This window comes from Nonomuraea sp. NPDC003560 (assembly GCF_042878785.1).
In the GTDB taxonomy this organism is placed as follows: domain Bacteria; phylum Actinomycetota; class Actinomycetes; order Streptosporangiales; family Streptosporangiaceae; genus Nonomuraea.
Genome location: NZ_JBIAOF010000001.1, coordinates 543,941 through 569,540, shown reverse-complemented (window position 1 = coordinate 569,540; position 25,600 = coordinate 543,941). Strand labels below are relative to the sequence as shown.

Genomic DNA, 25,600 nt, shown 5'->3' with positions numbered 1-25,600 from the left:
GCCGTGCCCCCGTTCGCCGTGCCCCCGTTCGCCGTGCCCCCGTTCGCCGTGCCCCCGTTCGCCGTGCCCCCGTTCGCCGTGCCCCCGTTCGCCGTGCCCCCGTTCGCCGTTCGTCGCCTTGCCGGGAGGGTGTCGTGAGCCTGTTGTCGGGGCCGCCGCGGGTGATCACCGTCGGCGCGGGGCTGCTCGACGAGGCGCTGGCGGCCCAGGCCGTGCCGACGACGCCGGTGGCCTGGCGACCGCCGCTGCCCGGCACCGCCGACGCCCTGGCCAAGGTGCTGGCCGACCCGCGCAGGACGGCCGCCAACGAGCTGGCCGTGCGCAGGCTGACCAGCGCGCGGCCGTACCTGGTGGGGCTGCGGCGGGCCGCCGAGGTGCTGCCCGCGCGGACGTTCCTGCACGCCGGGCCGCCGATCGAGTGGGACCGCGCCTCGGGCCCGATGCGCGGCGCGCTGATCGGCGCGATGTTGCTGGAGGGCCTGGCGGGCGACGAGCGCGAGGCCGAGGCCGGGCTGGCGGCGGGCGCGGTCGCGCTGCGGCCCTGCCACGAGCACGCCACGGTGGGCCCGATGGCGGGCGTGGTGAGCCCGTCGATGTGGCTGCTGGAGGTACGCGACGAGGAGCACGGCGGCACCGCCTACTGCTCGCTCAACGAGGGCCTGGGCAAGGTGCTCAGGTACGGCGCGTACGGCCCCGAGGTGCTCGACCGGCTGCGCTGGATGGACGAGGTGCTCGGCCCGGTCCTCGCCGCGACGCTGGCCCGTACCGGCCCGATCGACCTGCGCTCGCTGATCGCGCAGGCCCTCCAGATGGGCGACGAGCTGCACAACCGCAACCGCGCGGCCACCTCGCTGCTGCTGCGCGAGCTGGCCCCGGCCCTGGTGGAGGCCGCGCCCGCGCAGGCGGCGCAGGTGCTGCGCTTCGTCAACGGCAACGACCACTTCTTCCTCAACGCGGGCATGGCCGCGGGCAAGGTGAGCACGGACGCCGCCCGCGACATCCCCGGCTCCTCGCTGGTCGTGGCCATGGCCAGGAACGGCACCGACTTCGGCGTGCAGGTCTCCGGGCTCGGCGGACGCTGGTTCACCGGCCCGGCCGGGGTGCCGGACGGCCTCTACCTCGGCGCGTACGGCCCCCAGGACGCCAACCCCGACATCGGCGACTCCACGATCACCGAGACCTCCGGGCTGGGCGGCTTCGCGATGGCCGCCGCGCCCGCGATCGTGCGCTTCGTCGGCGGCGAGGTGGCCGACGCGGTCCGGGCCACCCGCTCGATGTACGAGATCACGCTCGCCGAGCATCCCGCGTACCTGATTCCCGGGCTCGGATTCCGCGGCACGCCCGTCGGCATCGACGTGACGCTCGTCGCCAGGACGGGCATTCTGCCGGTCGTCAACACCGGCATCGCGGGGCGCGTGGCGGGCACCGGCCAGGTCGGCGCGGGGCTGGTGGAGCCGCCCGCACAGGCGTTCACCAGCGCGTTGATCGCACTCGCCGCTGAGTAAGTGATCAGTTTGAAAAGCCGTATATCTGCAGGTCAGAGCGGCTGTAAAGGGTCTTCGCCTTCCATTACCGATTTTCCGCCGATATCGTGGCGAACCTCATAATCTGCAAGTAGCGCATGGCGCACGGTGGCGCGTACGGCGATCCACCGCACGAAGCGGTCACGCTCTGATGTGACGGATGAGGCTGAATGGGGGCGGCAAGATGGCAGCCGACCGCTTGCTCGGCGGGCCCGGCCCGGACCAGGGTGCGCCGGGGGGTGACCCGCAGAGCCAGGGGCGTCTGGTCGGCAGGCGTTACCGGTTGATGTCGCCGGTCGGCCGGGGCGGCATGGGCATGGTGTGGCACGCCCACGACGTGCTGCTCGACCGGGACGTCGCGGTCAAGGAGCTGATCCTGCCGTACGGGCTGGATCAGGCGGGCAAGCAGATGGCCCACCGGCGCATGCTGCGCGAGGCCAGGTCGGCGGCCCGGCTGACGCATCCGGGCATCGTCACCGTCCACGACGTCGTCGAGGAGGACGGCCGGCCGTGGATCGTGATGGAGCTGGTCCGCGCCTGGTCGCTGGAGCAGGCCGTGCGGCAGAGCGGCCCGCTGCCGGTGATCCAGGCCGCCGAGATCGGCATCCGCGTGCTCGACGCGCTCCGGCACGCGCACGCGGCCGGCATCCTGCACCGCGACATCAAGCCGGGCAACGTGCTGCTGACCTCCGACCGCGTGGTGCTGACCGACTTCGGCATCGCCGCCATCGAGGGCGACGTGACGATCACGCAGACCGGGCTGCTCATGGGCTCGCCCGCGTACGTGCCGCCGGAGCGGCTGTCCGGGCAGCCGATCGGGCAGGCCGCCGACCTGTGGTCCTTCGGCGCGACCCTGTACGCGGCCGTGGAGGGGCGGCCGCCGTACGAAGGGCCGGACGCGATCGCGGTGCTGGGCGCGGTGCTCACCCAGGAGCCGATCAGGCCGCAGCGGGCCGGGGCGCTGCTGCCGGTGATCGAGGGCCTGCTGCGCAAGAACCCGGCCGAGCGGCTCACCGCGGAGCAGGTCGCCGACCTGCTGGAAGCGGTGCTGCGCGCCCACGGCTCGGCCCGTCCGCGCCCGCCCGAGACGCTGCCGGCCGAGTCGGACCCGACGCCGCTGGGGATGTTGCCGCCGCTGGAGCACCCGTCCGGGCCGATGCCCTCGCGCATCGTGGAGACCCCTTCGGGGCCGGTGCGGGTGCCGTACGACCCGCTGGCCGGCCCGGCGGGCGGGTACGCGATGCCGCCCTACGACGGCTTGTCGAGCCCGTCGGGCAGCCATCGCACCGACCGGCTGCCGTCCCCGGCCGGCGGCTTCGACGCCTTCGGCGGCCCGTCCGGCCCGCACCGGATGGAACCGCCCGCCGCGGACCTCGACGACCTCGACGACCTCGGCGCGCCCGTCCCGCCCGCGCCGCAGCCGATCCTGCCGCTGACGACGGACAGCAGGGCGGCCGCCGTCCCGGCCCCGTGGCCGCTGGCCTCGGCCGACGAACTGCGCGAGCACTCGCGCGACCTGTCGCACGACATCAGCCACAGCCGCCTGGCGACCCTGCCCGGCTCCGGCGCCGGGTCGCGCTCCGGCCCGTCGGGCACCGACGCCACCCGGACCGGTTCCTCGCGCACCGGCTCCACCCGGACCGGGCCGGCGCGCAGCGGCCCCTCGCGCGGCGGTTCTTCGCGGGCGGGCACCAGCCGCCGCAGGGTCCAGGAGGGCGACGGCCCCTGGATGCGCGGCGGCCGGCCCACGCCGTTGCTGATCGCCGGTGCGGTCGCGGGCGTGGCCGTGGTGATCGGCGCGATCGTGGTCATCCTGTCCGGCGGCCCGCCGCAGGTCTCGCCCGGCACGCAGTCGGCCGCCGCCACCAGCCAGGCGCCGCGCAGGACCGGGCCGTCGCCGGTGCCCGACGGCTACAAGGAGCACACCCCGCCCGGCTTCGCGGCGGCGGTCCCGGACGGCTGGAAGCTGGCCGCCTCGGGGGACGCGGCCACCTTCACCGGCCCCAAGGACTCCGGCACCCGGATCGTCGTCGAGCAGGCCGCCCCTCAGGCGGACGGGCTCGCCGAGCTGAGCCGGCGCGAGGCCGACGGCGGCGTGGAGGGCTACATCCAGGTGCAGCTCCAGGCCACCGACTACCGCGGCTGGAAGGCCGCCGACTGGGAGTACACCTACACCTCCAAAGAGGGCGTCCCGATGCACGCCCTGACCCGGTACGTCACGCTCGACGACAAGACCGCCTTCACGATCTCGTTCGACATGCCCGAGCTGAAGTGGGACGACCAGGCCGAGGTCCGCAAGACGTTCCTGGACACCTTCCGCCAGACCACCTGACCCATATTGCACTGATCATTCCAAAACGTGCTAGCGTGCTCGTCATGGCACGACCACGGACGTTCGAGGAGGACCGCGCCGTCGAGGCCGCCATGCGCGCGTTCTGGGACGCGGGCTACGAAGGCACCTCGACCCAGGACCTGTGCGAGGCCACCGGCCTCGGCCGCAGCAGCATCTACAACACCTTCGCGAACAAGCGCGACCTCTACGAGCGGGCCCTGCGCCGCTACCAGGAGGAGCGCACGTCCGCGCTGATCGAGCTCATGGCCTCCGACCGGCCCGCCATGGAGAAGATCAGGACCGTGCTGTGGCAGGCGGTCGACCCCGAGGCCGGCGACCCGGCCGGCTGCCTGGTGGTCAACGCCCTGGTGGAGCTGGCTCCGCACGACCCGGAGATCGCCGTCCTGCTGCGCCGCGACGGCGAGCGGCGGGTGGAGGCGATGCGCGGCGCGATCGAGCGCGGGCAGGCCCTCGGCGAGATCGGCGCGGAGAAGGACGCGCCGGCGCTCGCGCACTTCGTCGTGGCCACGGTCAGCGGCCTGCGCGTCGCGGCCCGGGGCGGGGCGGGCCGGGCGGTGCTCGAATCCATCGCGACGACGGCGCTGACCGCTTTCTGACCTTTCCTGCGCCTCCATCTATTTTCGTGCCCGAATTTTGTACTGAGCGTTCTAAAATTGAAGGAGTTCTCATGCCGTTGGCGGTGTTCATCCTGGGGCTGGCGATCTTCGCCCAGGGCACCTCGGAGCTCATGCTGGCCGGACTGCTGCCGGAGATGGCCGCCGACCTCGGCGTGTCCGTCCCCGACGCGGGGCTGCTGATCTCGGCGTTCGCGATCGGGATGCTGGTGGGGGCGCCGGTGCTGGCCGTCGTGACGATGCGCTGGCCGCGCCGGACGGCGCTGCTGACGTTCATGGCGGTCTTCGCGCTGACCCACGTCGCCGGGGCCCTGACCACCAGCTACGGCCTGCTGTTCGCCACCCGCGTGGCGGGCGCCTTCGTCTACGCCGGGTTCTGGGCGGTCGCGGCGTCCACGGCGGTCGGCCTGGTGCCGCCGAACGCCCGGGGGAAGGCGATGAGCATCGTGGCGGGCGGGCTGACCGTGGCCACCGTCGTCGGGCTGTCCCTCGGCACGGTCATCGGCCAGCACCTCGGCTGGCGCGCCGCGTTCTGGGCCGTGGCCGCGCTGTCGGCGCTGGCGGCCCTGGGCGTGCTGGCCACGATCCCCGGCGGCCGTCCCGAGCGGGAGGCCGCGCCGGGCGTCGCCGAGCAGCTGCGCTCGATGCTGAGCCCGCGCCTGTGGCTCGCCTTCGCCACCACCGCCCTGGCGACCGGCGGCCTGCTGGTCTCCTTCAGCTACCTGAGCGCGATGCTCGTGGACACGACCGGCCTGCGGGCCGCCTGGGTGCCCGCCGTCCTGGCGCTGTACGGCGTCGGCGCGGTGATCGGCATCACGATCGGCGGGCGCACCGCCGACACGCGCCCCTTCGCGACCCTGTACGCGGGCATCGCCGGGCTGGTCGTGACCTCGGTCCTGCTGGCTCTGGCCGCGCCGGTCGCGGTGCTGGCCGTGCCGCTGGTCCTGTTGCTCGGCGGGTTCGGCTTCGCCACCAACCCGACGCTGAACACCCGCGTCTTCACCCTGGCCAAGGACGCCCCCACGATGGCCGCCGCGATGAACGTCTGCGCCTTCAACGTCGGCATCACCGTCGGCCCGTGGCTCGGCGGGCTGGCGATCGGGGCGGGCGCCGGATACCCGTCCGTCGGCTGGATCGGCGCCGTGCTCGGCGCGGCGGCGCTGGGCGTGGTGGCCCTGTCGGCCCGTCCGGGCCGGGAGCCGGTCGCCGCGGCCCACCGGGCCGAAGCCGTCCCGAGGGCGTGAGGTACGGTCCTGGCCATGGAACTGGCGAGCATCCACTTCTATCCCGTCAAGTCCACCGCCGGGCACGACGTCCATGAGGCCGAAGTGCAGCCGTGGGGGCTGGCCGGCGACCGGCGTTACCTGGTGACCGACGGCCAGGGCGGCATGCTGACCGCCCGCGAGCACCCCAGGCTGCTGGCCTGCGTGGCCCAGCTCGACGGCGACACCCTCACCCTGACCGGCCCGCACGCGCCCCCGCTGCGGGTCACCCCGACTTCCGCCATGACCACCGTGGACGTCTGGCGCACGCCCGTCGAGCTCACCGACTGCGGCGACGACGCGGCGCGCTGGCTGTCGGACCTGATCGGCCGCCCGGCGCGGCTGGCCTGGCTCGACGACCCGGCCCGGCGTCCCGTCAACCCCGAGTACGGCCTGCCCGGCGACCGGGTGAGCCTGGCCGACGGCTACCCCCTGCTGCTGACCACGACCGCCTCACTCGGCCGGCTCAACGACTGGATCGCCGAGACGGCGGCCGAACGCGGCGAGGAGGTCCCCGAGCCGCTGCCCATGCACCGCTTCCGGCCCAGCGTGGTGATCGACGGCGTGGAGCGGCCGTTCGCCGAGGACGAGTGGAAGCGGCTGCGCATCGGCGCGGTCGCCTTCCGGGTGACCAAGGGCTGCGACCGCTGCGTGCTGACCACGATCGACACCGCGACGTACACCAAGGGCAAGGAGCCCATCAGGACGCTGTCCCGCCACCGCAAGTGGGACGGCAAGGTCTGGTTCGGCATCAACCTGATCCCGGACGCCCCCGGCACGATCACGGTGGGGGATTCCGTCACCATCCTCTGAAAAAGGCACCTTTCCCAATAGAAATGGATGCCTGTCCTCTTTGGGGGGATGTCGGGGGCTATGCGAGACTTCACAGGTGACCAGCGCCCCCACGAAACCCCCCGTCTCCCTGCCTGACCTCGTCAGCGTCCAGCGTCGAACCCTGGTCGTCCTGTCCGCCGCGCAGATCGTCGGCGGCGTCGGGGTGGCCGTCGGCCTGGCGCTCAGCTCGGTGGTCGTGGACGAGCTGTCCGGCTCGACCGTGATCAGCGGGTTCGCCGGAACCGCGACCGTGCTCGGGGCGGCGCTGCTCGCGCTGCCGACCGCGCGGCTGTCGAGCCTGGGGGGCCGCCGGGTGGGCCTGTCGCTGACCTACCTGGCGGCGCTGGCGGGCTGCGCGCTCTCGGTGGCCGCGATCAGCCTGGGCAACTGGCCGCTGCTGCTGGCCGGGCTGGTGCTGGTCGGCGGCGGCAGCGCGGGCAGCCTGGCGGCCCGCTACTCGGCCACCGACCTGTCGCCTCAGGGCCACTCGGCCCGGCACCTGTCGCTGGTGGTGTGGGCCTCGACCGTCGGCTCGGTCGCCGGGCCCAACCTGGCCGAGCCCGCCGACCGGATCGGGATCGAGGCCGGGCTGGCGGCCAAGGCGGGGCCGTTCGCGTTCGCGGCGCTGGCGTTCGCCGTGGCGCTGGTGATCATCATCGGCGGCCTGCGCCCGGACCCGCTCAAGCTGGCCCGCGAGCTGGACGGCGCCCCCGAGCCCGGCCCCGGCCGCCACCGCACGATCAGGACGGGCCTGCGCACGCTGCGCGAGACCCCCATGGCCCGCCGCGCGCTCGTCATGATCGCGGTGGCCCACACCGCGATGGTCTCGATCATGTCGATGACGCCCGTGAAGCTCCACCACGACGGCTCGAACCTGAACGTCATCGGCCTGGTGATCAGCCTGCACATCGCCGGCATGTACATGCTCTCGCCGGTCGTCGGCTGGCTGGCCGACCGGGCGGGCAAGGTGCCGGTTTTGGTGCTCGGTTCGGTGCTGCTGCTGGCCGCGGCCGTCCTGGCGGGCACCGCGGGGCACCGGGTGTGGCAGGTGACGACAGCCCTGGTCGTGCTCGGGCTCGGCTGGTCGTGCGGGCTGGTCGCCGGGTCGGCGCTGGTCACCGAGTCGGTGCCGATCGACCGGCGGCCCGCCGTGCAGGGCCTGTCCGACCTGCTGATGAACGTCTGCGGCGCCACCGGGACGATCATCGCGGGCGCCATCGTGGGCATCCTGTCCTACGGCGTGCTCGGCCTGGTCGTCGGCGTCATGGTCACGCTGGCCGGGCTCTGGCTGGTCTCGGCCCGGTACCGCGACAGACCGGCCTGAACGGTCACTTGGCGTCGGCGTAGCACCCCACGGCCACCGTCTCCATCGGGAAGCGCACCGGGGTCGAGCCGAACAGCAGCCTGCTCGCCTCCGCGGCCGCCGCCGTCACCGCCGCGGTGACCTCCTCGGCCTGCTCCAGCGGGCAGTGCACCATGACCTCGTCGTGCTGGAAGAACACCAGCCTGGCGGGCTCGGGCAGCAGCCCGCGCAGCACCGCCAGCAGCGCCAGGGCCCATTCGGCGGCCGTGCCCTGCACCACGAAGTTCCTGGTGAACCTGCCCCGGTCGCGGGCCGCCCGGCCGCCCTCCGGGCCGGACACCAGCTCCTTCCACCGCCCGGACGGCGGCGGGCTGGTCCGCCCGAGCCACGACCGCACCAGCCGCCCCTCCTCCCCGGCCTTGGCCGCGTCCTCCACGAACTGGTACGCCTTGGGGAAGCGCTGGCGCATGACGGCCAGCAGCTTGGAGGCGTCGCCGCTGGTGCCGCCGTACATGGCGGACAGCATGGCGATCTTGGCGTTCCCGCGCTCGCCGCCGAACGACTGGGCCAGCGCCGAGTACAGGTCGATCTCCCCCGCCGCCCTGGCCAGCCCGCCGTCGCCGGCCATCGCGGCCAGCACCCTCGGCTCCAGCTGGGCCGCGTCGGCGACGACCAGCGTCCATCCCGCGTCGGCCACCACGACCCGGCGCATCACCTTGGGGATCTGCAGCGCGCCGCCGCCGCTGGTCGCCCACCGGCCGGACACCACGCCGCCGACGACGTACTCGGGGCGGAAGCGCCCGCCGCGCACCCACTGGTCGGCCCACACCCAGCCGTGGAAGCTGTAGAGCCGGGCCAGCTCCTTGTAGGCCAGCAGCGGCGCGACGGCGGGATGGTCGATCTTCTTCAGCTCCCACGACCGGGTCGTCTTCAGCGCCACCCCCGCCCCCTTGAACGCCTTGACCAGCTGCTGCACCGAGTCGGGGTTGACCGGCCGCCCGAAGGCCGCCGCCACCTCGTCGGCCAGCGCCTGCAGCTTGGCCGGGCGCATGCCGTGCACGGGCCGCGGGCCGAGCAGGTCGGTGAGCAGCGCGTCGTGCACGTCCAGGCGCCAGGGCATGCCCTCGTGCGACATCTCGGCCGCGACCAGCGCGCCCGCGGACTCGGCGGCGACCAGCAGCCGGAAGCGGCCGGGCTCGGGCAGCGCCTCGATCCGGCGGAGCTGGTCGGCCAGCACCTCGGCCACCGCCTCGGCCCCCAGCGGCTCCGGCGCGAACAGCGTGCCGGGCACGCTCGGCTGGTCGTCGGGCACCGGCAGGCCGTGCAGCCGGGCGTGGGCGGCCCGCGCCGAGCGCGGCTCTCCGTAGCGGCCCTCGTGGGCGAGCAGCAACCCCTCGGTGAGCGCGAGGTCGTGGCAGCGGGCGACCCGCACGCCCCGCTCCAGCAGCTGAGGGTACGTCTCCCGCGTGTCGGCCCAGACCCACCGCGGCCCGCCCCCGGACTCCAGCTCCCGCACCGCGGACGCCGGGTCGGCCGCGCGCCGGGCCGTTCCTCCGACGGGGAGCAGCACTGTCTCCCCCGCTACCACGACATACACGCACATAAGGGTGCCAAACGGCTACGACAAATCGATGTGCACCTCGTCCTCCAGCGGCGGCTGGAGCTCCTGCTCCAGGCAGCCGGTGGCGGCGAAACAGCGCAGGGTCAGCCGGCCGGGTGTGACCGACGCGTGCAGGAACTGCTTGAAGAACGGCGGCTGGTCCCAGTCGGACAGCTCCGACAGGAAGCGGTGGAACACCTTGTCCACCGGCAGCCTGAACGGCCACGGCCAGGCCCCGAGCAGCCGCGCCGCCCAGCGCATCCGCCGGGTCACCGTGACCGCGCCCTCGACCGGCCGGGCCGGCCGGTTGCCGATCTGGCTGGACATGATGCACACCGCCTCGTCGGGGGTGAGGCAGAGCCACTTCATCCGCAGGCGGCGGGCGTAGAGCTGGCTGTAGAAGGACAGCGAGTCGCCGCGCAGCGGGTAGCACTTGAAGTCGTCCTCGGCCACGCCGGCGACGTCCACCCTGCCGATGATGTGGGTGGCGTGCATGAAGGCGCCGCCGCCGCCGGTCACGATGTACTGGATCACCCGGTCGCCCACCTTGACCGGATAGCGCTGGTAGTTGTGCACGTCTCCGCCGATGGCCGCGACGTACCGGTGGGCCGGGTCGCGCACGATGTCATCGATCGTGCCGCCTTCCTCCAGCGGTGACGGCTTGTGCACGTTGCCGGTGTAGATGGGCTTCCCGGTCACCAGGATCTTCGGCCGCGGGTCGAGCGAGACGCGGCGCAGCCAGGCCGTCTGGGCCTTGTCGATCACGTTCTTGATGCCGGTGTCCACGCCCACGACCAGCAGGCTGTCGCTCTCGATCGCCCAGTACGGCGCCGGCTGCGCGGCCTGCTGGGCCGGCCGTCCCCGGAGCTCGCGCGCCTCGGCCAGCCTGCCCTCGTCGATCGTCTCCGGCTTGCGCCACAGCAGCCCGCGCAGCCCGCGGTCCGGCGTCGGCTTGAGCGGCGGGGCGTCGCAGAAGACCCGCATGAAGCCGCCGAGCCCGTCGTACCAGTCGTGGTTGCCGGGGATCGCGTAGATCGGCGCCTGGTAGTCCTTGTACGGGCGGAAGAACTTGTTCCCGTACTCGTTGCCCGACCCCGTCGGGTAGATGACGTCGCTGGCGATGACCGCGAACGAGGTGTCCTGCCCGAGCTTCAGCATCCCGGGGACGACGGCGTACTGGGAGGCGTCGCCCTCGCCGGTGTCGCCCAGAATCAGGAAATTGAAATTTCCCCCGACGCCGGGCTTGATGCGAAATTCCGGATCTATACCGCGGGCTTCCTGAGCCGCGATCCACCGTTTCCGCACCTCCCCCGAAGGATCACCGAACAAGGTCGCCAGGATCTCGTTCCTGGACAACCAGAGCGTGCCTAAATTCAGCCAGGTGAATCCACCCTTGTCCGGTCTGAGCTGGGCGAACGCCCCCGGTTCTGCGCAGGCCCAGCCGGCCCCCGCCTTCGACACCCGTGACGAATGCTGCTTCCCGCGCTCGGCCGCGACTTCCACCATGACCACATCTTTACCGGCATCCACCATTCGCGCACACCCCACGCTCCGTACTCCCGGAAACACAGATGGTGCGGCATGGTGTAACCTCACGTCCCCAAGCAAGCCCTTGGGACGCGGAGGTGGGCTCCCATGAACCGGAACGGCCCGGACGACGCGACCCGGATGGGCAGCCCCGACGCGGCGGCCGTGCAGGCGTTACTCGCCTACGCCCTCACCCTCCCCCGCCGGGGCGGCCGGGGCGTCGACCGGGCGCTCGAGGCCGTCGCCCAGAGCCGGGCGCTGGCCGCCCGCTCCCCCGCCGAGCACACCGGCCTGCTGGCCCACTGCCTGCGCACCACGGCCAGGATGCTGCTCGACCGCTCCCGCGCCACCGAGGCGCTGCCCATGGCGCAGGAGGCCGTGGCGCTCAGCCGCGGGCTGGACGGCGGCCACCTCGCGGTCTCCCTCTACCGGCTGGCCGAGGCGTACGAGGCCCTCCACCGCTACAGCGACGCCGCCGAGACGCTGGCGGAGGCCGATCAGATCCCCGGCGGCGACTGAGGGACCAGCACCCCCGGGTTGAGGATCCCCGCCGGGTCCAGCCGGTCCTTGACGGCCTGGAGCACGCCCACGCCCAGCGGGCCCAGCTCCGCGCCGTAGGCGTCCCGGTGGTCGCGGCCCACCCCGTGGTGGTGCGAGATCGTCCCGCCGGCCTCGACGATCGCCGCGTTCACCGCCTCCTTGGCCCGCTCCCACTGCTCGACCGGGTCGCCCTGCTGCGGGGTCACGACGGTGAAGTACAGCGAGGCGCCGGTCTCGTACACGTGCGAGACGTGGCACATGACCAGCGGCGAGCCGAGCGCGCCGAGCAGGGCCAGCCGGACGGCGTCGTACAGGCGCGGCAGGTTCGACCAGAACCCGGCCGTCTCCAGGGTCTCCACGGTGGCGCCCGCGCCGAGCAGCGAGTCGCGCAGGTACGGCGCGGAGAAGCGGCCGTGCTCCCACGCCTGGCCGGGCTCGGGCCCCAGCGGCTCGCCGCCGTGCCGGGCCAGGACCGCGGCGGCCGCGGCGTGCCGGTGGCCGATCCAGTCACCCTCGACGCCGAGGATCACCAGGCAGCCGGAGCCACCGCCGCCGATCGCGTCCGGCCCGGCCAGCCCGATCATGGTCTCGGTCTCGTCGGAGAGCCGCAGCACGGTGGGAAGCGGTCCTTCCTGGGCGAGTGACCGCACGGCGGCCGTCCCCGCTCGGAACGACTCGAACCGCCAGCCCTCATAACGGCGCTCGGCCGGCCGCCTGCGCACCCGCAGGCGCAGCGACGTGATGACGCCGAACGCCCCCTCCGAGCCCAGGACGAGCTGGCGCAGGTCGGGCCCGGCCGCGGACTTGGGCGCGCGGCCCAGCTCCAGCGTCCCGGACGGCGTCGCCAGGGTGAGGCCGACGACCATGTCGTCGAAGCGCCCGTACCCGGCCGAGGCCTGGCCGCTGGAGCGGGCCGCGGCGAAGCCGCCGAGCGTGGCGTACTCGAAGGACTGGGGGAAGTGCCCCAGCGTGAGGCCGTGCTCGGCGAGCAGCCGCTCGGCCTCGGGGGCGCGCACGCCCGGCTCGAAGTCGGCCACCATCGACTCGGCGTCGACCGAGCGCAGCCGGTCGAGCCGGCCCAGGTCGAGCGCGATCACACCGGTGAAGCCGGCCCGCGCGGCCACGAGCCCGCCGACGACGGAGGTGCCGCCGCCGAACGGCACGACCGCGATCCGCTCGGCCGCGCACAGCCGCAGCAGCTCCGCCACCTCCTCGTGCGAGCCGGGCAGCACGACCGCGTCGGGGGCGTCGGAGCCGTCTCCCGCGCGCATCCGCAGCAGGTCGGGCGTGGACTTGCCGCGCGTGTGCCGCAGCCTGGCCTCGTGGGAGGTCAGCACGTGCGCGGGCCCGGTGACGGCCGCGAGCGCGGCCAGCACCGGCTCGGGCAGCGCGACCGGGGGCAGCCGGACCTCCTCGATGGCGGCGGCCGGGGTCTCGGGCGCGCGCACGCCGAGCAGGTCGTGCAGCAGCTTGCGGATCTGTTCGGGCAGCTCGCGGGCCTTGGCGGGGTCGCCCCAGCCACTCCACAGCATGGGTTCACCGGTCACGCATACACTGTGACACATGACGTCGAACCGTCACAATGAGGGTGTGCTGGACGCGGCCCGCGCGTGCGTGCTGGCCTACGGCGTGCGCAGGACCACGCTCACGGACGTGGCCAGGCGGGCGGGCGTGTCGCGGATGACGATCTACCGCCGCTGGCCGGACGTGCGCTCGCTGGTCGCCGACCTGATGACGCGGGAGTGGGTCGCGGTCGTGTCGGGGCTCGACCTGTCCGATCCGGTGCCCGCGATCGTGGCGGGCGTGCGCGGGCTGCGCGGGCACCCGCTCTGGCGCAAGATCGTGGAGGCGGACCCCGAGCTGCTGCTGCCGTACCTGCTGGACCGGCGGGGGGCCAGCCACGAGGCGGTGCTGGCCCTGCTGGAGCCGGCCGTCGGCGGGCCGGCCAGGGCGCGGGCCGTGCTGCTGGTCGCCCAGTCGTTCCTGCTGTCGGCCCCCACGATGCTCGACCCCGTGACGCTCGACGACCTGGACGCCGAACTCGCCGCCCTGCTGGAGGCCTACCTTGGATAGCTCGCTGAACGCCCGCAGAAGGACGTACGAACTGGGCGTGGTCGCCGACGGGCGGCTGGACGTGCTGGTGGTGGGGCTCGGCGCGACGGGAGCCGGCGCGGCCCTCGACGCCGCCTCCCGCGGGTTGAGCGTAGCGGCGGTCGACGCGCACGACCTGGCCTTCGGCACGTCGAGGTGGAGCTCCAAGATGGTCCACGGCGGGCTGCGCTACCTGGCCAAGGGCCAGGTGGACGTGGCCTACGAGAGCGCGGTCGAGCGCGGCATCCTGCTCAGGACGACGGCTCCGCACCTGGTCAAGGCCCATCCGTACCTGCTGCCGCTGACGCCGGCGGTCTCCCCGCGGCAGGCCGCCCTGGTGATGACCGGCTACCGGCTCGGCGACGGGCTGCGGACCGCCGCGCGCACGCCGCGCCGCCTGCTGCCCGGCCCCACGCGGCTCGGCGCGGCGCGCGCCCACACGCTCGCGCCGGTGCTGGCGCGCGACGGCCTGCGCGGCGGCCTGCTGTCGTGGGACGGCCGGCTGCTCGACGACGTCCGCCTGGTCGTGGCGCTGGCCAGGACCGCCGCCGGGCACGGCGCCCGCGTCCTGACCCGCTGCCGCGCCCTGCGGCTCACGGACGAGGGCGCCGAGATGCGCGACGAGCTGACCGGCGAGCGGTTCACCATCCGGGCCAGAGCGGTGGTCAACGCGACGGGCGTGTGGGCCGGGCAGCTCGACCCGGCGGTGCGGCTGCGGCCGTCCCGGGGCAGCCATCTCGTGCTCGACGCCGGGACGCTGCCGGGGCTGATCGCCGGCATGCACGTGCCCATTCCCGGAGAGAGCAACCGATTCGCGCTCGTACTGCCCCAGGGCGACGGCCGCGTCTACGTCGGACTGACCGACGAGCCGCTGGACGGGCCGGTGCCCGACGTCCCCGAGGTGCCCGCCGAGGACGTCACGGCGCTCCTGGAGGTGCTGAACGGCATTCTGGAGGCTCCGGTGACCCCTGAGGCGGTCGCGGGCGCGTACGCGGGCCTGAGGCCGCTCCTGGCCGCGGACGGCCGCACGGCGGACCTCTCGCGCCGGCACGCGGTGCTGTCGGACGGCGGCGTGGTCACGGTCGTCGGGGGCAAACTCACCACATACCGACGAATGGCCGAGGACGCCATCGACCGGGCGGTCTCCCTCAAAGACCTCAACGCCGGACCGAGCCGGACGAAGCACCTCCCCCTGGTCGGCGCGGGCCCCCAGCCGGACGGCGTGCCGCCCCGGCTGGCCGAGCGGTACGGCAGCGAGGCCGCGGCGGCGTACGAGCTGGTCAAGGCCCACCCCGAGGAGGTCGGGCTCGGCCTGACCAAGGGCGACCTGCTCTGGTCGGTCCGGCACGAGGGCGCGCTCGACGAGGCCGACCTGCTGGACCGCAGGACCAGGATCGGCCTGGTCGCCGCCGACCGCGACCGCGCGCTGCCCGCGACACGCGACGTGCTCGGCACCGGGTGACCCCGGCCCCGAACCCGCCGGATGCGTTAGGTTATCCTTACCTAATTCTTCGGGAAGGGGGAGGCGTTGGCGAGGGGATGCGAGCATCCGGCGGGCTGCCACACGGGAGCCCTGCCCACCCTGGCCAGCGCCACCGTGGGAGCCAGGCTGTGGCTGCTCGTCGAGTACGCCGGGCCGTGGCCGTCCCACCTGGAAAGCTTGCAACTTCCTGAAGAAATCTCCGAACTCGTGCGCAGAGCGCTCGAACGCGGTATCAGGCCCCAGCTCATCAGGCGGCCGGGCAAGCGAACCCGCCAGCGGGACCAGGGGATCCGTGTGCTATTGGCCTACGCGGCGGGCGACCGCCCCTGGTTGGCCGGCGGCGTCGTCGCAGGTCCGGACGATCTTGACCTGGACGCCTTCGTGGCCGGAGTGCTCCCGGAGTCCTGCATACTTGAAGACGAGCCGGTATTTCTGGTCTGCACGCACGCCAAGCGCAATGCGTGCTGCGCCCGCATTGGACTACCCCTCGCTCGGTCGCTGGCCGAATCTTTGCCGGACAGAGTGTGGGAAACGTCACACGTTGGCGGCGATCGCTACGCCGCCAACCTCGTGTGCTTGCCACACGGAATTTTCTACGGCAGCATGTCTCAGGCTGCTGCACTGGCAGCGGCTAACGCGTACCGGTCGGGCGAGATCATTCTCGACCGTCTCCGGGGGCGCGCAGGCATCCCTGAGCCATTGCAAGCCGTCGAGCATTTTGCCCGAGCCCATACGGGAGAGTGCTCCGTCGGCGCAGTGGCCGTGGAATCCTCCAGGTCGGACGGCGACGTCACCGAAGCAGTCGTGCGCTGCGGAGACGTCCGGTTCCAGGTTGTGGTTGAGCCATCGGCGTTCACAGCGCCGTGTGGTACGGCTTGCGCCGAGACGATCACCACCTACCGGCTGGTTTCGCTGGACAGGCTCACGCCTGTGCGGTACGCCACGCCCGCCCTCGCCTGACTAGGGAACATCACGGCCCGTCCTTGCGTTGGAACAGTGACGCCAAAAGCGTCCAATGCGGCTCAATTACCGAAATACCTCTCACGAAGGTGGTTTTCTCATGTCTCAGGTACGTCGGCAGCTCGCCCGCCCGCGCCCCAGCTGGGGTTGGCAGGATGATGCCGCGTGCCGGGGTGAGGATCTCGTGCTCTTCTTCGGCCCCGACGGGGAGCGGCAGCCCGAGCGTGACGTACGTGAGCGGAAGGCCAAGGCGATCTGCGCCGGGTGCCCTGTCCGCAACGAGTGCCTAGACTACGCGCTGTCCCGGCCGGAGAAGTACGGCACGTGGGGCGGTCTCAACGAGGACGAGCGCGCCAGCGAGCGTCGCCGTCGCATGCGCCGCGCCGCCAGCGCCGGCATCTCCGCCGCCTGACACACCTCGGCAGCATCAACGATCATCGCGTGATCACTCAGTTGTCCCGATGAACCGGAGCCTGGCCTTCCATGTCCAGGCTCTGGCGAACCCGGTCGGGGCAACTGCCTGATCAGGCCCGAGATCGTCATCCCGCACCAAGCATCGCCCGGCCACCCCCGCCCGACCCAGGGCAGGGGTGGCCGGTCGCGTTTCCCGTCGCGCGCGCCTTTCGTCCGGGAATGTGCGCAGGTCACCGGGCTCGGGCGGACCGGCAATGATGTCCGATTAATCCATGAGCGTCCCTGAAGGTCGTCTCATGTTCGGAATGCCGTCATGTGCCGCCTCTAGCGTGCCCGCCATGAGACGCATCACCACCCTGACGTGCGCGGCGGCCCTGGCGCTCGCCCTCGCCGCCCCGGCCACCGCCGCCATGGCCGACCCCGCCCGGCCCGGGGACCGCGGACCCGCCGCGTTCGGCCGCGCCACGCTGACCGGCTTCGCCGCGCTGCCCGCGCAGACCTACGTGCCCGGCAGCGAGCCGTCGGGCTCCCTCCTCGGCGCCGCGCCGGTCAACGGCGTCACCCCGCCCTTCCCCGGCCAGCCCGTGCAGGGCTTCAGCGGCATCGCCCGCCGCCACGACGGCACCTTCGACGTGCTGTCCGACAACGGCTTCGGCAACAAGGCCAACAGCGCCGACTTCCTCCTGCGCGTGCACCGCGTCAAGCCGGACTTCGCCGCCAAAACGGTCGAGGTGCTCGGCGGCTTCAACCTGACCGACCCGCGGGGACTCGTCCCGTTCGCCCTGACCCGCCAGGACCGTACGCTGACGGGCTCCGACTTCGACGTCGAGTCGATCGTGCGCGCGACGGACGGCACCTACTGGATCGGCGACGAGTTCGGGCCCTTCCTGCTGCACTTCGACCGCAAGGGCCGGCTGCTCGACGCCCCGATCGAGCTGCCCGGCGTCAAGGCCCCCGAGAACCCCTGGCTGAACGGCGCCCAGCCCAATCTGGCCAGCTCCAAGGGCTTCGAGGGCATGGCCAGGTCGGTGGACGGCCGCCGGCTCTACCCGCTGCTCGAAGGCACGGTGAACGGCGACCCGGCGGGCACTCTGCGGATGAACGAGTTCGACCTGCGCAAGCGCGCATACACCGGGCGCACGTGGACGTACCGGCTGGAGGACCCCGCGCACTCCATCGGCGACGCCGTCGCCGTGGACGCGAACCGCTTCCTGATCATCGAGCGGGACAACCTCCAGGGCGACGCGGCCAAGGTCAAGCGCGTCTACCTGGCCGACACGCGCGACCGCGACCACGACGGCGCCCTGGACAAGACGCAGGTGGCCGACCTGCTCGACCTGGCCGACCCGCGCGGCCTCGGCGGCACGCCCGGCACGTTCCGGTTCCCGTTCCAGACCATCGAGGACGTCGTCGTCCTCGACGACCGCACCCTGGGCCTGCTGGACGACAACAACTTCCCCTTCTCCAGCGGCCGCACGCCGGGCCGTCCCGACGACAACGAGTTCATCACCGTCCGGCTCTCGCGCGGCCTTCAGGCCGATCCGCGAATTTTCCGGTAGAAGCATGTAGAGAAGCGTGGGACGGCTCCGACCTCCTGCTGACAAGAGCCCGCAGAAGGAGTTCGACATGCAGTCCACGGTTCAGACCGTCACCTCGGCCGACGGCACCCGCATCGCGTTCGAGAGCAGCGGCGAGGGCCACCCGGTGATCCTGGTGGGCGGCGCCTTCAACGACCGCACCACCGTCGCCGCCCTCGCCGCCGCGCTCGCCCCCGGCTTCCGCGCGATCGCCCACGACCGCCGCGGCCGGGGCGGCAGCGGCGACGCGCCCGCCTACGCCGTCGAGCGCGAGATCGAGGACCTCGCCGCGCTGATCGAGCACGCGGGCGGCTCGGCGAGCGTCTTCGGCCACTCCTCCGGCGCCATCCTGGCGCTGGAGGCCGCCGCGTACGGGCTGCCGATCGCCCGCCTGGCCGTCTACGAGCCGCCGTACGTCGTGGACGGCGCGCGCACCGCGCCCGGCGGCGACTTCGCCGAGCGGCTGCGCGCCCTCGTCGAGGGCGATCGCCGCGACGAGGCCGTGGCGCTGTTCCTGACCGAGGGCGCCGACGTGCCCGCCGAGGTGGTGGCGGGCATGCGGTCGGAGCCCGTGTGGGGCTGGTTCACCACCCTGGCGCACACGCTCGCCTACGACGCCGCCGTGTGCGGTCCGGGGCAGTCACTGCCGGTCGAGCGGCTGTCCGGCATCACCGTGCCCACCCTGGCGATCGGCGGCGACCAGTCCCCGAAGTGGATGCTGGACGCCGTGCGGGCCGTCGCCGCCGCCGTGCCGGGCGCCCGGCACGTGGTGCTGCCCGGCGAGGACCACGGCGTGCTCGGCCGGCCGGAGGCGCTGCTGCCGACGCTGACCGACTTCCTGTCCTGAGCGGGCACGTACCGGAAAGAGCCTCTCTGGGCTAGATCATCCGCTTCCGGGGGGCTTGCCGAGGGCGTCGCGGAGCTCCGCCGCCGCCTCCGGGGTCAGCAGGGGGTGGGAGTAGAGGTCGAGCAGGGTGAGCGCGAGCAGGTGGGCGCCCTCGGGGCTGAACACGTCCACGCCGAGGCCGCGGGAGACGTGCTTGTGCAGCACGCCGACCGACAGCGACATGGCCGTGGACACGGTCGCGCGCGCCCTGCGCCCGGCGAACGGCTCGTCGCTGCGGGTCTCGTCGAGCTCCGCCAGCCACCGCTCGCTCAGCTCGGCGATGCCGTCGAACAGCGGCGCCGCCCAGCCCTCGGCCAGCGCCCGCGCCACGTACAGCCGGTAGGGCGCCAGCGCGTCGAGCGCCGCGGCCACGGGGTTGCGCCCGGCGGGCACGGCGCCGGCGCGGACGTCGTCGTCGATCCGCCGGACGAGCCTGATCAGGTGTTCGTCGCACGCCTCGCGCAACGCCTGCTTGGAGCCGTAATGGTGGCGCAGCAGCCCCGGGGACACCCCGGCGGCCCCGGCGATGGCGCGGGTCGTGGCCCCCTCGAAGCCGTGCTCGCCGAAGTGCAGCAGCGCCGCCTCCCTGATGCGGGCGCGCGCGGTGAGGTCTTCGGGGTCGGTCATGCGGTACGGCTCCCGTCCGGACGTTCGGATCGTGACGACCCTACACGCGGGCGCACGAAGCGGACGGCGATAAGGTGCCCTGCATGCCGGATTCAGCGCTCGTGACCGCGGACGACCTCGACCAGGCCGTCGCCCTCGCCGTCGACACGCTGCGGGACGCGCCGCCGCAGGCGTGGGAGGCGAAGGCGGGCTCACTGGAGTGGACCTGCTGGGAGACCGTCGAGCACCTCGCCGACGACCTGTTCGCCTACGCCGCCCAGCTCGGGCTCAACGTGCCGCCGCTGGACACGTACGTGCCGTTCGCGCTGGAGCGGCGCAGGCCCGGCGGCCCCAACAACACCATCCACGCCGACCGCGCGGCCGGGCCCACCGGGCTGCTGCAGGTGCTCCAGGCCTGCGGCGCGCTGCTGTCGGCCATGGTCCGCACCGCGCCGCGGCAGGCGCGCGGTCATCACGTCTTCGGCATGGCGGACGCGTCGGCGACCGCCGCGATGGGCCTGGTGGAAACGCTCGTGCATATGCACGACGTGTCCGAGGGGCTGGGGCTGGCCTGGGAGCCGCCCGCCGACCTGTGCTCGCGGGTGCTGGCCCGCCTGTTCCCCGACGCCCCCGTGGACACCGCCCCCTGGGCCACGCTGCTGTGGGCGACCGGCCGCGGCGAGCTGCCCGGACGGCCGCGTCAGACCCGGTGGCGCTGGTACAACGGACCCCGCTGATCAGACGGAGGATCAGACGGGGGGATCAGACCGGGTGCTCAGACGATCAGGTCGTCGAACTCGCCGTCCTTGGCCCCCAGGACGAACGCGCTGATCTCGGCCTGCGTGTAGACCAGCGCGGGGCCGTCGGGGAACCGGGAGTTGCGCATGGCGATCTCACCCGTGGGCAGGCCCGCGACCTCGACGCAGTTGCCGTTGGGATTGCTTCGCCTGCTCTTGCGCCACACGACGGGGAGGTGACCGGCGGGCGTTCCGTTCCGGAACTCGTGCATGGGGGAAGCTCCTAGCGATCTTACGGATGCACGTGCATCCGCGTTTGCGCTGACCATACGACAGCACGACAGACTCCATATACCGGATGACCAAAAATCCGACTATGGAGTGGATCACAGGAGTTTCAGCAGCTCATCCGGAAATGAGCTGTTCCAGAAAGCGCCGGGTCTGCTTCGGCTCCAGGGCCTGGATGCTCAGCCGGTCCATGACCTCCATGTAGTGGTCGGAGTCGGCCGGCTTGTCCAGATAGAGGGCGCTGGTGAGCTGCTCCATGTAGACCACGTCGGGCAGCTCGCGCTCGGGGAAGCGCAGGATGCTGAACGAACCGCCGGCCGCCGCGTGCCCGCCGCTCTCGAACGGCATCACCTGGACGGTGACGTTGCGCTCCTCCGTGGCGTCGAGCAGGTGGCGGATCTGCTCCTGCATGACACCGGCCCCGCCGAGCCCCCGCCGCAGGACGGCCTCGTCGATCACGGCCCACAGCTTGAGCCCGCTCTCCAGGCGCTTCTGCCGGGTGGTGCGCAGGGTGACGCGGCGGTCGAGCTCGGGGTCGAGCGCCTTCTCGTTGCCGAGCCGGATCACGGCCTTGGCGTACGCGGGCGTCTGCAGCAGGCCGGGGACGAACTGGTTCTCGAACGTGCGGATGGCCGAGGCGGCCCCCTCCAGCCCGATGTAGACCTCGAACCAGCCGGGCAGCAGGTCGCCGTACTTGTGCCACCAGCCCGGCGCGTTGGCCTGCCGGGCCAGGGCGAGCAGCGGCTCACGGTCGTCCGGGGCGGTGACGCCGTAGAGGGTGAGCAGGTCGGCGACGTCCCGCTGCTTGAAACTGACCTGACCGAGCTCAAGTCGGCTGATCTTCGCATGAGATGCGCGAATGGAGTACCCGGCATCCTCCCGGGAGATACCCTTCTCGGTACGGAGCCTGCGCAGTTGCGTACCCAGCAGGATCCGCAGCACCGTCGGGCTTCCCGGCGTGTAGCTGAGAAGCTTTCCCTCCGCGCTCTGTGCGCTCACTCGACCGCTCCTAGATCATCTGCACGTGCAGATGGTATTCGCATCGGTAAAACACGAAAAGTCTTGCATCACTACCCACACCCCGTAAAGATGGGCACTGGATCACCAGACCGCGCTTCGGGGGCCAGAATGACGACTTTCGACGCTCGGCCGCAAGCCGCCATCGGTTCCGGGCCACCAGGGTGGCTCGCCACCATTCTGGTGGACGGGCGCGCCGGAGAGTGCGACGCGGTGTTCCCCTTCCACGAGCGCACCGCGTTCGAGCCGGCCTGCGTGGCGACGGCCCGGCGGTTCGTGGACCAGACGCTCACCTCGTGGGCCGCCGCCGACCTCGCCTACGACGTGCAACTGGTGGTCTCCGAGCTGGTCACGAACGCGATGCGGCACGGCGGCGGAGCCGTGCAGCTCCGGCTGCTCTTCCGCCGGCCCGAGCTGGCCTGCGTGGTGACCGACCACAGCCAGACCGTCCCGGTGGCGGCGTCGGCCGACGTGTTCGCCGAGTTCGGGCGCGGGCTGCGGCTGGTCGACGCGCTCTGCAGCGCGTGGGGCTGGTTCGCCCCCGGCGGCTCGCGGAAGCTGGTCTGGGCGGTCCTGTCCGCATAGACACCGGCACGAGCGGCGACGTCCGGTGAAGGTCACCGCCGCTCCAGGAGGTCCAGCACGTCGTCGTCGGTGAGCTGGTCGAAGTGCTCGTACCACTGGCCGACCGCCCTGAAGTCGACCGGGGTCAGCAGCACCACCACCTCGTCGGCCTCCGCACGCATCATCTCGACGGTCTCCGCGGCGCCGACCGGCACGGCCAGCGTCACCCTGGCGGGGCCGGCCGCGGCCACCGCGCGCAGGGCGGCCCGTGCCGTCCCGCCCGTGGCCAGGCCGTCGTCCACGACGATCACCTCACGTCCGGCCAGCGGCGGCAGCGGCCGGTCGCCCCGGTAGACCCGCACCCGCCTGGCCAGCTCGTGCCGCTCCCGCTCGACCACGTCGGCCAGGTCCTCGGGCGTCAGGCCCAGCCGGTCGAGCATCGTCAGGTCGAACACCGGCTCGCCGCCCTCGGCGATCGCCCCCACGCCCAGCTCGGGAGCGGGCGGGTAGCCGATCTTCCGGGTGACGAGCACGTCCAGCTCGCCGCCGAGCCGGCGGACGACCGGCACGGCCACGGCGACCCCGCCGCGCGGCAACGCCAGCACGACGGGGTCGCGCACCTCCGGCAGCCGCTCGGCCAGCAACGCCCCGGCCTCGGCCCGATCCGCGAACACCTGCATGACCTGTGCATACCCGCACGACCGGCTCTACTCGCCTCCCTCCCGCACCAGCCAGGAGGAAGGCGAGAAAACCGGCCGAAGACGGTCAGGGGCGGTAGCGGCTGGAGCGGCGCATCTCCTTGTGGATGATCTTCCACTTGTTCTGCTGCTCCTTGCGCAGCCGCGCATCCGTGCGGGACGCCATCCAGGCGGCCTCGCGCTGCAGCTTTCGCCAACTCTGCAGCCGGCGTTCGGGCAGCTCGCCGTTCTCCATGGCGTCGAGGACGGCGCAGCCCGGCTCGCTCACGTGCCCGCAGTCGGCGAAGCGGCACCGCTCGGCCAGCTGCTCGATGTCGGCGAAGACGAGGTCGACGCCCTCGCCGATGTCGTAGAGGCCGATCCGGCGGATGCCCGGGGTGTCGATGATCAGGCCGCCGCCGGGCAGCGGGATCAGCTCCCGGTGGACGGTGGTGTGCCGCCCGCGCCCGTCGGCCGCGCGCACTTGCTGGGTGTCCATCACGCCGGTCTCGGCCAGCGCGTTGACCAGGGTGGACTTGCCCGCGCCGGAAGGCCCGAGCACGACCGCCGTACGGGAGCCGTGCAGGTAGCCGGCGGCCAGCGAGACCCCCTCCCCCAGCACCGAGGAGACGGCGTGCACGTCGACGCCCGGCGCGGCGGCGCGCACGTCGGCCATCAGCTCGTCGAGGCCCGCCTCGAACAGGTCGGACTTGGTCACCAGCACGACGGGCGTGCCGCCGGACTCCCAGGCCAGCGCCACCAGGCGCTCGATGCGGCCGAGGTCGGCGAAGTCGGTCGAGTGCATGGACGGCTCGGCCACGAAGACGACGTCGACGTTGGCCGCGAGCACCTGGCCCTGGCCGTCGCCGGACAGGCCGCCGGTCGAGTGGCGGCTCACGCCGCCCCGGATGAACGCGGTGGTCCTGGAGAGCACCTGGTCGAGCTCGTACCGGCCTTCGGGCAGCCGTCTGAGCGCGACCCAGTCGCCGACGCACGGCAGGGCCACCGGGTCGTCGGCGGAGGAACGGCGCACGCGGGCGCCGTAGCGGACGTGGTGCTGACCGTCGGCGGCGATCACCTCGGCGGCGCCGCGGTCGACGCGGGCCACCCGCGCCGGGACGGTGTCAGCAGGGAGCTCGGCGGCACGCAGATCGGTCCAGCCGAGCAGGGAAAGGTCATAAGACAAGACGGTGAAACCTTTGATCGAGAAGGAAACGGGCAGCTCAGACGAGGGCCCGGAGGTAGACGGACGACAGGCGGAACAGAACGACCCGCATAGCCCTCACCTCCTCGATCGGTTACGAAGGCGACTCTAACCACCCTGTCCCGGCAGATGCAATCGCATTATGTTCGGCGATCCGTTGAACCCCGCCAGGGCGGCCGAGCGTACTCCCTCCCGACGGACGCGAGAAAGGGGAATGATGCGGATCAGCACGTATCCCCCGCCCTCGGCCGAGGGGACGGCCCCGGTGGGCAAGCCGCGCCTACGCCATCTGATGCGGCGGGTGCGACCGGACGACGAGGTGGTCGTGTCCGCGCTCTACCGGGAGTACCACCGGCCGCTGCTGGCCTTCGTGGTACGGCTGACGGCGGGCGACCGGCAGTGGGCGGAAGACGTGGTGCAGGAGACGATGATCCGGGCCTGGCGCAGCGCGGAGCGGCTGGACCCCGACTCGGTCTCGCTCATGCCCTGGCTCGCCACGGTGGCCAGACGCATCGTGATCGACGACCGGCGGCGCAGGGAGGCGCGCCCGCCGGAATCGGGCGACGGGGCGCTGGACAGCGTGCCGGTGCCGGACGAGCTGGAGGGGCTGCTGCGCCAGGTGGTCGTGTCGGAGGCGCTGAAGGCGTTGTCACCGGCGCACCGCGAGATCCTGAACGAGACGATCCTGCGGGACCGGTCGGTCAACGACGCCGCCGCCGCGCTCGGCATCCCGGTGGGCACCGTGAAGTCGCGGGTCTACTACGCGGTCCGCGCGCTGCGGGTCGCGCTGGAGGAGCGGGGGGTGACGGCGTGACCTCGCAAGTCGAGCACACCGACGTGGGCGCCTACGCCCTCGGCCTGCTGGAGGAGGACGACCGGCTGGCCTTCGAGTCCCACCTGCGCACCTGCCCCTCCTGCCGCTTCGAGCTGTCGGACCTGGCGGGGGTCGCGAGCGTGCTGCACGGCATCGGCCCCCTGGAGGACGCCGGCCCTCCTCGTGAGGGGCAGGCCGGCGTGGTCGACCTGCTCCTGCGCAAGAAGGCGGCCGACCGGCGGGCCCGCAGGGGGACGTTCCTGCTCGGGATGGCCGCGGCGGTCGCCCTGGTGGCCGGCGGGCTGACCGTCGGCACGCAGCTCACCGGCGGCGGCGACCCGCCGCAGGCGATGGCGGGACGCGCCGACCACATGGGCCCGGCCGAGCAGTTCTACGCCGACGGCACGCCGATCGCGGGCAAGGGCGTCGGCGGGGTGTCGGGCGGGCTGGTGGTGGAGTCGAAGGGCTGGGGCACGCACGCCGCGCTCAAGCTGTCGGGGGTGAAGGGGCCGCTGGAGTGCGAGCTGGTGTCGGTGGGCAAGTCGGGCGAGCGGCGGGTGATGACCGGATGGTCGGTGCCGGCGCCGGGTTACGGCGTGCCGGGCTCGCCGGCCCCGCTCTACATGCACGGCGGCAGCGCGACGCCGCTGGCGGAGATCGACCGCTTCGAGGTGGTCACCAGGACGGGCACGACCCTGCTCACCGTCAGGACCTGAGGTCGCGGAC

Annotated in this window: 25 protein-coding genes; 17 read left to right on the top strand and 8 right to left on the bottom strand. The window is 72.9% G+C overall.

Features of this window, described 5'->3' with window-relative positions; genetic code table 11:
• Positions 1 to 134 precede the first annotated feature (134 nt).
• From ACFYUV_RS02730 to ACFYUV_RS02705, 6 genes are all read left to right on the top strand, one after another.
• Complete coding sequence (locus ACFYUV_RS02730; protein ID WP_387664162.1) at positions 135 to 1,505, top strand: DUF1116 domain-containing protein; 1,371 nt, start codon at positions 135 to 137, stop codon at positions 1,503 to 1,505.
• 202 nt (positions 1,506 to 1,707) lie between these two features.
• Complete coding sequence (locus ACFYUV_RS02725; RefSeq protein WP_387664160.1) at positions 1,708 to 3,855, top strand: protein kinase; 2,148 nt, start codon at positions 1,708 to 1,710, stop codon at positions 3,853 to 3,855.
• Between the two features lie 44 nt (positions 3,856 to 3,899).
• Positions 3,900 to 4,472, top strand: a complete 573-nt coding sequence (locus tag ACFYUV_RS02720) for a TetR/AcrR family transcriptional regulator (protein WP_387664158.1) — start codon at positions 3,900 to 3,902, stop codon at positions 4,470 to 4,472.
• 71 nt (positions 4,473 to 4,543) lie between these two features.
• A complete protein-coding gene (locus ACFYUV_RS02715; RefSeq protein ID WP_387664156.1) occupies positions 4,544 to 5,734 on the top strand; it encodes a Cmx/CmrA family chloramphenicol efflux MFS transporter in 1,191 nt (396 codons plus the stop codon).
• 15 nt (positions 5,735 to 5,749) lie between these two features.
• The gene (locus ACFYUV_RS02710) at positions 5,750 to 6,565 is read left to right on the top strand and encodes an MOSC domain-containing protein (protein WP_387664154.1); all 816 of its coding nucleotides are present in this window, start codon (positions 5,750 to 5,752) and stop codon (positions 6,563 to 6,565) included.
• 76 nt (positions 6,566 to 6,641) lie between these two features.
• Positions 6,642 to 7,910 carry an MFS transporter gene (locus tag ACFYUV_RS02705; RefSeq protein ID WP_387664152.1) on the top strand — a complete coding sequence of 423 codons (1,269 nt, stop codon included), beginning with the start codon at positions 6,642 to 6,644 and terminating at the stop codon, positions 7,908 to 7,910.
• Between the two features lie 4 nt (positions 7,911 to 7,914).
• Here ACFYUV_RS02705 and ACFYUV_RS02700 read toward each other — a convergent pair whose 3' ends face one another.
• Positions 7,915 to 9,492, bottom strand: a complete 1,578-nt coding sequence (locus tag ACFYUV_RS02700) for a bifunctional 3'-5' exonuclease/DNA polymerase (protein WP_387664150.1) — start codon at positions 9,490 to 9,492, stop codon at positions 7,915 to 7,917.
• Positions 9,493 to 9,507: 15 nt separating this feature from the next.
• A complete protein-coding gene (locus ACFYUV_RS02695; protein ID WP_387664148.1) occupies positions 9,508 to 10,995 on the bottom strand; it encodes a metallophosphoesterase family protein in 1,488 nt (495 codons plus the stop codon).
• Positions 10,996 to 11,124: 129 nt separating this feature from the next.
• Between ACFYUV_RS02695 and ACFYUV_RS02690 the strand changes: the two genes are divergently transcribed.
• Positions 11,125 to 11,535 (top strand): hypothetical protein, encoded by a 411-nt coding sequence (locus ACFYUV_RS02690; RefSeq protein WP_387664146.1) that lies wholly within the window; start codon positions 11,125 to 11,127, stop codon positions 11,533 to 11,535.
• On the opposite strand, the gene ACFYUV_RS02685 is transcribed toward ACFYUV_RS02690, so the two are convergent.
• Entirely contained in the window at positions 11,514 to 13,088 is a 1,575-nt protein-coding gene (locus ACFYUV_RS02685) for an FAD-binding oxidoreductase (RefSeq protein WP_387665289.1), read from the bottom strand. The genes ACFYUV_RS02690 and ACFYUV_RS02685 overlap by 22 nt on opposite strands.
• Before the next feature lie 31 nt (positions 13,089 to 13,119).
• On the opposite strand from ACFYUV_RS02685, the gene ACFYUV_RS02680 reads away from it, so the two are divergent.
• From ACFYUV_RS02680 to ACFYUV_RS02655, 6 genes are all read left to right on the top strand, one after another.
• The gene (locus tag ACFYUV_RS02680) at positions 13,120 to 13,629 is read left to right on the top strand and encodes a helix-turn-helix domain-containing protein (RefSeq protein WP_352363842.1); all 510 of its coding nucleotides are present in this window, start codon (positions 13,120 to 13,122) and stop codon (positions 13,627 to 13,629) included.
• Positions 13,622 to 15,109 carry a glycerol-3-phosphate dehydrogenase/oxidase gene (locus tag ACFYUV_RS02675; protein WP_387664143.1) on the top strand — a complete coding sequence of 496 codons (1,488 nt, stop codon included), beginning with the start codon at positions 13,622 to 13,624 and terminating at the stop codon, positions 15,107 to 15,109. The genes ACFYUV_RS02680 and ACFYUV_RS02675 overlap by 8 nt, the downstream gene beginning before the upstream one ends.
• Positions 15,110 to 15,244: 135 nt before the next feature.
• Positions 15,245 to 16,090: a sucrase ferredoxin gene (locus tag ACFYUV_RS02670; protein ID WP_387664141.1), complete on the top strand. Its 846-nt coding sequence runs from the start codon at positions 15,245 to 15,247 to the stop codon at positions 16,088 to 16,090.
• Between the two features lie 100 nt (positions 16,091 to 16,190).
• Positions 16,191 to 16,502: a WhiB family transcriptional regulator gene (locus tag ACFYUV_RS02665; RefSeq protein WP_125634885.1), complete on the top strand. Its 312-nt coding sequence runs from the start codon at positions 16,191 to 16,193 to the stop codon at positions 16,500 to 16,502.
• Positions 16,503 to 16,842: 340 nt separating this feature from the next.
• Complete coding sequence (locus tag ACFYUV_RS02660; protein WP_387664139.1) at positions 16,843 to 18,063, top strand: esterase-like activity of phytase family protein; 1,221 nt, start codon at positions 16,843 to 16,845, stop codon at positions 18,061 to 18,063.
• A gap of 67 nt (positions 18,064 to 18,130) precedes the next feature.
• Positions 18,131 to 18,928, top strand: a complete 798-nt coding sequence (locus tag ACFYUV_RS02655; protein WP_387664137.1) for an alpha/beta fold hydrolase — start codon at positions 18,131 to 18,133, stop codon at positions 18,926 to 18,928.
• A gap of 36 nt (positions 18,929 to 18,964) precedes the next feature.
• Here the strand turns inward: ACFYUV_RS02655 and ACFYUV_RS02650 are convergent, their stop codons facing one another.
• On the bottom strand, positions 18,965 to 19,594 hold the full coding sequence (locus ACFYUV_RS02650) for a TetR/AcrR family transcriptional regulator (protein ID WP_387664135.1): 630 nt from the start codon (positions 19,592 to 19,594) through the stop codon (positions 18,965 to 18,967).
• A gap of 83 nt (positions 19,595 to 19,677) precedes the next feature.
• Between ACFYUV_RS02650 and ACFYUV_RS02645 the strand changes: the two genes are divergently transcribed.
• Positions 19,678 to 20,310, top strand: a complete 633-nt coding sequence (locus ACFYUV_RS02645; protein WP_387664133.1) for a hypothetical protein — start codon at positions 19,678 to 19,680, stop codon at positions 20,308 to 20,310.
• 38 nt (positions 20,311 to 20,348) lie between these two features.
• Here the strand turns inward: ACFYUV_RS02645 and ACFYUV_RS02640 are convergent, their stop codons facing one another.
• Positions 20,349 to 20,582 carry a DUF397 domain-containing protein gene (locus ACFYUV_RS02640; protein ID WP_352327185.1) on the bottom strand — a complete coding sequence of 78 codons (234 nt, stop codon included), beginning with the start codon at positions 20,580 to 20,582 and terminating at the stop codon, positions 20,349 to 20,351.
• A 133-nt stretch (positions 20,583 to 20,715) separates the two neighbouring features.
• Complete coding sequence (locus tag ACFYUV_RS02635) at positions 20,716 to 21,597, bottom strand: helix-turn-helix domain-containing protein (RefSeq protein ID WP_387664131.1); 882 nt, start codon at positions 21,595 to 21,597, stop codon at positions 20,716 to 20,718.
• Positions 21,598 to 21,726: 129 nt separating this feature from the next.
• On the opposite strand from ACFYUV_RS02635, the gene ACFYUV_RS02630 reads away from it, so the two are divergent.
• On the top strand, positions 21,727 to 22,200 hold the full coding sequence (locus tag ACFYUV_RS02630; RefSeq protein WP_387664129.1) for an ATP-binding protein: 474 nt from the start codon (positions 21,727 to 21,729) through the stop codon (positions 22,198 to 22,200).
• 32 nt (positions 22,201 to 22,232) lie between these two features.
• Here ACFYUV_RS02630 and ACFYUV_RS02625 read toward each other — a convergent pair whose 3' ends face one another.
• A complete protein-coding gene (locus ACFYUV_RS02625) occupies positions 22,233 to 22,859 on the bottom strand; it encodes a phosphoribosyltransferase (protein ID WP_387664127.1) in 627 nt (208 codons plus the stop codon).
• An 85-nt stretch (positions 22,860 to 22,944) separates the two neighbouring features.
• A complete protein-coding gene (gene rsgA / locus ACFYUV_RS02620) occupies positions 22,945 to 24,042 on the bottom strand; it encodes a ribosome small subunit-dependent GTPase A (RefSeq protein ID WP_387664125.1) in 1,098 nt (365 codons plus the stop codon).
• 343 nt (positions 24,043 to 24,385) lie between these two features.
• Here rsgA and ACFYUV_RS02615 point away from each other — a divergent pair, with 343 nt between their 5' ends.
• Positions 24,386 to 24,874, top strand: a complete 489-nt coding sequence (locus ACFYUV_RS02615) for a sigma-70 family RNA polymerase sigma factor (RefSeq protein WP_352327191.1) — start codon at positions 24,386 to 24,388, stop codon at positions 24,872 to 24,874.
• On the top strand, positions 24,871 to 25,590 hold the full coding sequence (locus tag ACFYUV_RS02610; protein WP_387664123.1) for an anti-sigma factor family protein: 720 nt from the start codon (positions 24,871 to 24,873) through the stop codon (positions 25,588 to 25,590). The genes ACFYUV_RS02615 and ACFYUV_RS02610 overlap by 4 nt, the downstream gene beginning before the upstream one ends.
• Positions 25,591 to 25,600 lie beyond the last annotated feature (10 nt).